Raw genomic sequence first — 1,945 nt, 5'->3', positions numbered from 1 at the left:
TGAGTGGCACGAATGCTAGTTGTGAAACAAGCAATGCTGTATTGAAGATGAGGGTAGGCCCCTCGGCTCGGCATACAGGTGCCGAAGCCAAACCACCACTAAGTTGCTGTGGTAAAGAACCACGGTGGCGAGCGTTAGTGGAAAAGGCATCGTAAGAGTTGCCAGGTAAGTGTTAAGAAGACGAGCGCAAGCGAACCGATCGAAGAGGTGTCGAAAGGATTGGACGATGTCAGAACCGGGAACCAGTAGCTACCCGGGATAAGTAAGGAAGTTACCTGTTTACTGGCCTTATGGCATCCGGCATATAGACGGCGTGATCTAAACACAGGCTTTAATGCGGAACGTGCGAACCTGTCGTAGCGATGCTAAGGGAAAACCTCAAGCCGGAGAGCCAGCAAGAGGGAAAGTACCGATGCGCTTCACGGGGGCGGAACTCTTCGTAGTACTATTGAAGGCTCTGTAATGGAGGTGGAGGGAAGGGGGAGTATTATTCAAGTTTTAGAAAACATAGAAGGAAACTGCCTAACAGCAGGAGGTACAGAAATGAAGAAAACAAAACCATTTACAATTGGAAAACTAGAAGTAATGAATGCTTACAACAAGGTGAAAGCGAACAAAGGAAGCGGAGGCGTGGATCAGATGAGTTTACAAGACTTTGAGCTAGACAAAGCAAACCATCTGTATAAGCTGTGGAACCAGATGAGTTCTGGCAGTTACATGCCCTGTGCGGTGAAGTTGGTTGAAATCCCGAAGAAAGGTGGCGGTAAAAGGCCACTGGGCATTCCTACTATAGTAGACCGAGTGGGTCAGACCGTAGTAAAAGACCTGCTGGAAAAAGATATGGAGAAGATCTTCCATGAAGACAGTTACGGTTACCGTCCAAACAAATCAGCCCATCAGGCAATCGAGCAAGCCCGTAAGCGTTGCTGGAAATTTGACTGGGTGATAGACATGGATATCCGTGGCTACTTTGACAACATTCCGCATGAGTTGCTGATGAAAGCCGTAAGGAAGCACACCGACACCAAATGGGTGCTGCTCTACATCGAGAGATGGTTAGTTGCACCGTTGCAATTGGAGGATGGAACCATAGTGGCAAGAACGAAAGGCGTTCCGCAAGGATCGGTAATCGGGCCATTATTGGCTAACCTTTACTTGCACTACGTCATGGATGTGTGGCTAAGCAGGAACCATCCTGACTGCCCGTTTGAGCGTTACGCAGATGACAGTGTGATCCATTGCGCAAGTAGGCCAAAGGCTGAAAGAGTACTGCAATTATTAGCAGAAAGAATGCAGGAATGTGGTTTGGAAATGCATTCTGAGAAAACGAAGATCGTGTACTGCAAGGACAGCAACAGAAGAAGGAAGTTTGAACCCTACGGTGAGTTCGACTTTCTTGGCCATACATTCAGGCCAAGACAAGCTCAACACAGTGGTCGTAAGGAGACTTTCAGCAACTGGCTGCCAGCAGTGAGCAGGAAATCGAAACAGTCTATGACTGAGAAGATGAAAAGCTGGACGATCCTTCGTGCATCAGATGCACAGATTGAGGATATAGCGAAAGCAATCAATCCTGTTTTGAGAGGCTGGATCAATTACTACGGTAAGTTTTACCGAACAGAATTAAAGGACTTTATGCAGAGCGTAAATCGAATGATTGCCCGCTGGGCACGTCGCAAGTACAAGAAGCTCCGAACGAGCTTGCTAAAAGCCATCATGTGGCTAAAGGGAATATCAGTTAGACAACCAGCCTTATTTCCGCATTGGGAGTTCGGCTCAAAACCTTTTTAAGAAATGGGAAATAACAGAGAAATCCAAGTCCAACCTTCGCACGCGGGATGCTTGACACGAAGTCAATGGTTGGATAATAAGAGCCGTATGAAGGGAGACCTTCACGTACGGATCTATGAGAATCTCGGGTTGAAATACCCGGGTTTACTTAACA

1 protein-coding gene is annotated in these 1,945 nt (G+C 47.2%); it reads left to right on the top strand.

What is annotated here, in order from left to right; translation table 11 throughout:
* Nucleotides 1-462 precede the first annotated feature (462 nt).
* On the top strand, nt 463-1,791 hold the full coding sequence (gene ltrA, locus R2S08_RS28775; protein WP_316833772.1) for a group II intron reverse transcriptase/maturase: 1,329 nt from the start codon (nt 463-465) through the stop codon (nt 1,789-1,791).
* The last annotated feature ends 154 nt before the right edge of the window (nt 1,792-1,945 follow it).

The organism is Pedobacter nutrimenti (genome assembly GCF_032678445.1).
Taxonomy (GTDB): domain Bacteria; phylum Bacteroidota; class Bacteroidia; order Sphingobacteriales; family Sphingobacteriaceae; genus Pedobacter; species Pedobacter nutrimenti_A.
Note: the sequence above shows the minus strand (reverse complement) of the source record. Positions and strands in the feature narration are given on the sequence as shown.